The sequence below is a fragment of the Paenibacillus sp. P4_A7 genome, from assembly GCF_056402455.1.
The window spans coordinates 1-4,301 of record NZ_JBFUHJ010000621.1; the positions used below are offsets into that span (position 1 = coordinate 1).

At 42.3% G+C, this 4,301-nt stretch carries 6 protein-coding genes; all 6 read left to right on the forward strand.

Translation table 11 applies throughout. The features are described 5' to 3' along the window. Positions 1-50 precede the first annotated feature (50 nt). On the forward strand, positions 51-890 hold the full coding sequence (locus AC1DWN_RS32040; protein ID WP_477562889.1) for a hypothetical protein: 840 nt from the start codon (positions 51-53) through the stop codon (positions 888-890). Beyond that, on the forward strand, positions 887-1,492 hold the full coding sequence (locus AC1DWN_RS32045; protein ID WP_477562890.1) for a hypothetical protein: 606 nt from the start codon (positions 887-889) through the stop codon (positions 1,490-1,492). Before AC1DWN_RS32040 ends, AC1DWN_RS32045 begins: the two co-directional genes overlap by 4 nt. A 115-nt stretch (positions 1,493-1,607) precedes the next feature. Further along, positions 1,608-2,090: a GNAT family N-acetyltransferase gene (locus AC1DWN_RS32050; RefSeq protein ID WP_477562891.1), complete on the forward strand. Its 483-nt coding sequence runs from the start codon at positions 1,608-1,610 to the stop codon at positions 2,088-2,090. Positions 2,091-2,152: 62 nt separating this feature from the next. After that, positions 2,153-2,605, forward strand: coding sequence for a cysteine hydrolase family protein (locus AC1DWN_RS32055; protein WP_477562892.1), 453 nt, complete (start codon positions 2,153-2,155; stop codon positions 2,603-2,605). Next, positions 2,586-3,362, forward strand: a complete 777-nt coding sequence (locus AC1DWN_RS32060) for a sugar phosphate isomerase/epimerase family protein (RefSeq protein ID WP_477562893.1) — start codon at positions 2,586-2,588, stop codon at positions 3,360-3,362. The genes AC1DWN_RS32055 and AC1DWN_RS32060 overlap by 20 nt, the downstream gene beginning before the upstream one ends. A 363-nt stretch (positions 3,363-3,725) precedes the next feature. Continuing rightward, positions 3,726-4,301, forward strand: a 576-nt coding sequence (locus AC1DWN_RS32065) for a hypothetical protein (protein ID WP_477562894.1), incomplete at its 3' end; no start/stop codon positions are given.

A 4,301-nucleotide genomic window follows, 5' to 3' on the forward strand; every position in this document is an offset into this window, starting at 1 on the left:
GTGTAAGTCCAGAAAAGTGGTAAACTGGATGAATAAGGGAGGGGAGTGCTTTGCATACGAATCCAAGGCTGAAGCTGGGCAGTAAGCTCTTGTGGCCGATTGTTTTGATTTTGGTTGCGGCTAGCTGGGCCGGTAACATCTGGTATTATCAATCTATGCAGCTTAAGAAACCAGTTTTTTTGAAACATTTTATAATGGTAAGCGGCAATCAGAGCGATAGGATCGAATTGAGCTATTTGGAGAACAAAATGAAAGGCAGGAAAGTGACGGGGATCCGGCTGGAGGAGCTTCCAATGCTCCAGTTTCAAATCAATCCACATCCTAATTCTTATAAGTATCAAGTGCTCGGGAAGGCATATGGCGAATGGCGAACCGAGGATGCCGCTCAAATGGAGAAGGTACCAATCACGATCAATGAAGCGACCGTATATTATAGCGAGGGCCAGCCCGAAAGGGTGCCGATCGGGGAAATCAAAGTAGTGTGGGATCAAAGTGAGGGTTTGTTTGAAATGTCATCAAGCGGCGGATCCTCAGACGGTACTGGCCGATATAGTGTAACTGTTAAGCAGCCTGTCACATTAGAACAAGTTGATTATAGCTTTAGCAATAGGTTAAGTTCTATTTTCAAGTTTGACACTAATGGAAGTGATGGACTGATTGAAAAGCTGCCAATTCGGTTGTCTGCCGGTGACCCGCTGACTTTTAACTACAGATGGACCATACCGGAGAATACACTTGCAGTCTTCGAAGTCTATAAAGCATACATTTTGCTGACCTTTAAGACAGAGGACGGTAGAACGGTATACGAGCGTATTCCTACTAATTTTAATCTTTACCTGTACGAGAAGGAAATTAATCGGCTGGTCCGCTCTGGAGGTGAGCTTTTTTGAACTCTTCCATGCGTAGCGCATTAAGTAGGCTCGGTTGGGGCCTTGTATTTCCGCTCATTAATTTTCAATCAGTTTTTTTTGATGCGTTCCCAGATATTGTTGGATATATCATGATATTTATAGCTTTAGGTCAGCTCTCAGCCAGAGATGCTGGTTTCAAACAGACTAGATGGCTGGCGGCTGCCATGATCCTCTTATCTCTGCCTCAGCTTGTGGTTAAATCGAGCATTGACATCAACCAGTTATCAACCGCGCAGCTTGGCATGCATGCCTATATACAAGGAATGGGTATTATGCATGCTCTGCTCGCCTATCAGATTTTTCGAGGACTGTATACGTTCGCGAGACCGATTGCCTCGCCGGATCTGCTGGATGCCATTGTCACCAGGCGAAAATTATATATGACCATATTTGTTTCACAGCTTATCTTTTATCCGTTTCTATTGAATATGGAAGAGAACTGGGCAATCATGCTCCTTTTCATTGGAATTCTCATGTTTATCGCGGAACTGCTGCTGATCAGGCTACCGTTTCGTTTATCGCATATAAGAAACACTCCAATAGATTTTGGCGATAAACCGGAAACTACCGCACCACTATAACGCAAAAACGAACCGTCAGGAGCAGGMTCCTGGCGGTTMGTTTTTATCTTTTAATATAGACTATTCATGGTAAAATACGAGATAGGTAATGTTATAGGGTGGGAGGAGGTCAATTATGGAACTTGATGTTAGAGAAGCAAAATCCTTAATTGATAAACATGCTCTTGAAAATTTATTGCAGCTTTATATGTATGATTCTACAGAATATACTGATGTCGAAATTAATTCAGAAGGCAGATATAACATCATTCCAGACTTTGATATATATTGGACAAAACCAGAAACGAATCATCCATTTCTTATTATTGTTAATAATCAAATTGCAGGTTTCGTTTTTGTTAAATATATAAAAACTGAGGAACGATCGTACAATTACTTGGCACATTTCTTTGTTTTGAGAAAGTATCGAAAAATGGGTACCGGGAGGCAGGCAGCCAAAATAATATTCAATTCCTTAAAAGGCATATGGGAGTTGTACCAATTGGAGAAAAACCTTTCAGCTCATAAGTTTTGGACAAATATAATTACCGAATTAACTAATGGGCTATATGAAGAAAAACATGAAAATGGTAGGATTTATCAAACCTTCATCTTATGAAAGCAGATATGTTTTTCTATATAAAATACAGTCAGATATGATCATGGAGTGAGGGTTACATAATGAAAACTGATATTGCCTTACTAGTAATTGATGTTCAAAACGGTATGTTTCAGGAATCAGATCCAGTATACGACGGTCAAGGTTTGCTTGAGCGCATAAGCGGACTGATTAACAAAGCTAGAGCGTGTTCTACTCCGGTTATATATGTCCAGCATAATGAAGGTGAGGGTGAACCTTTGGAATCCAATAGTCCAGGTTGGAGCATACACCCTAAAATAGTTCCTTTTGAAGGGGACGCCATTATTCAAAAGTATAAGCCTGACTCGTTCCATGAAACGAATCTCCATACAGAATTGCTGAAGCACGGGATTAGAAAGGTTGTTATTGTGGGACTTCAAACAGATATGTGTATCGATGCCACAAGCAGGCGTGCCAATGAATTGGGATATCAAGTGACCGTGGTCAAAGACTGTCATAGTACCTGGGGCCAATATGTTTCAGGTTGTCAGTGATTATGATTTTCGCGTTTGTCAGCTTTGTGGATGGGATAGAGAGCTTTGCACACCTGAAGTAGCTGAGCGCGTCGTTCGCGAAGCATTAGAGGCTAATGTGAGAGTTTGTGCAGTGTGGGCAGGTGTTCCAGGACCAGCTGAATGGAATTTCACCGGAGGTCCTATCACATTAGGGCTTGTTCCGGAGCAATATCGCGAGGAACGTATTAAAGCTCTAAAGGATTGGGCGGATTTTGCGGTATGGATCGGAGCTCCAGCCATTATAACGCATTGTGGTTTTATTCCTGAAAATTTAACAGATCCGGAGTATCCGAAAGTTGTAGCAGCTATTCGTGAGGTTGCGACCTATTGCGAAAGCTTAGGGATCGAATTCTGGTTTGAGACTGGACAAGAAACACCTGTCGTATTGCTTCGCACGATAAAGCAGGTAGGCACATCCAATCTCGGCATAAATCTGGATCCTGCCAATTTGATCTTGTACGGCAAAGGCAACSCAATTGATGCACTTGATACGTTTGGCTCCTATGTTCGCAATATTCATGTAAAGGACGGCTTGTACCCTACCGACGGTGATCGGTTAGGTGAGGAAGTTCGAGCAGGAACGGGTATGGTGAGGTTCCCTCTCTTTATACAGAAGCTTAAAGAAATAGKCTTTACAGGGGAATATATAATAGAACGCGAAATATCAGGGGAAGAGCAACGGCAGGATATATTACAGACGACAAATGATTTGAAACTTTGGATGCAGGGAGAGTAGACGTAACACCATATGTAACTAAAGAACCGTCAGGGGGTCCTTGACGGTTCTTTGCATTGATCTGAGTACAAGGTGCGTTCCAAGAACCGGATTTCGCACGCATTTAACATACATTTATTCATTAGTTGATTTTTAACGGACACGTTATCGTAATGGGAATAATAGTACGGGTATTGCGTCTAGCTACAAGCGAAAATGTACTTATATAATTAAGGCATGCTCGGATGGCTGAACAAAGAAGGGGGCATTAGTTTTGTAACAGATCACTGATGGGATTGAAACAACTCCCTCGTTGCAGACAAGGATATGATGGCTGCCATTGAAGTGCTATTTCTAAATTCTTTTATTCAGGAGGAGGATAATATGTCAGAGATCAGAGGTTATTCCAGTAAAAGTGATGAACAGCAGGGAACAGGCGCAGGTCCAGACGAAGATAAAATAACACCTTCTTCGTCGTCTGTATTAAGTCGGAGAAAACTTTTGGCTGCGATTGGTGGATTAGGAGCGGTTGTTGCTACTGGAGGTTTTTTGCTTAATAATCCTCAGTCAGCTAGTGCAGAGAAAAAGAACAATGGTGATGAAAATTCTCTGAAAAGTGTCGCAGACATTCAAGCCCTTAAATTAAAAACGGTCGATGATGGTCAGCGATTCAGTGTTAGTTGCTATCATCCCAGCACAACAATTGGGGGCGGTGTCTTCTATCTGGACAAAACACGCAAGAAATCAGCTCACAATGGCGGCAGCATAATATCTACCACCGTTCCATGGAATGGAAAAGTATCGGGGCTGCAAGGATTTCTCAATGGAACAGGCGAAACAGATCCAACAGGAACAGGGTGTCTGGTCCGTTTGAATGAGAATAGAATCACACCATTTATATTCGGCGCGCTGGCGAATGGTACGAACGATGATTCGGCAGCCATTCAGACGGCTATTAAC

Bases quoted from the DNA above. Each gene is read 5' to 3' on its own strand.
- AC1DWN_RS32050 (WP_477562891.1), top strand. From the start codon at position 1,608: ATGGAACTTGATGTTAGAGAAGCAAAATCCTTAATTGATAAACATGCT.
- AC1DWN_RS32055 (WP_477562892.1), top strand. From the start codon at position 2,153: ATGAAAACTGATATTGCCTTACTAGTAATTGATGTTCAAAACGGTATG.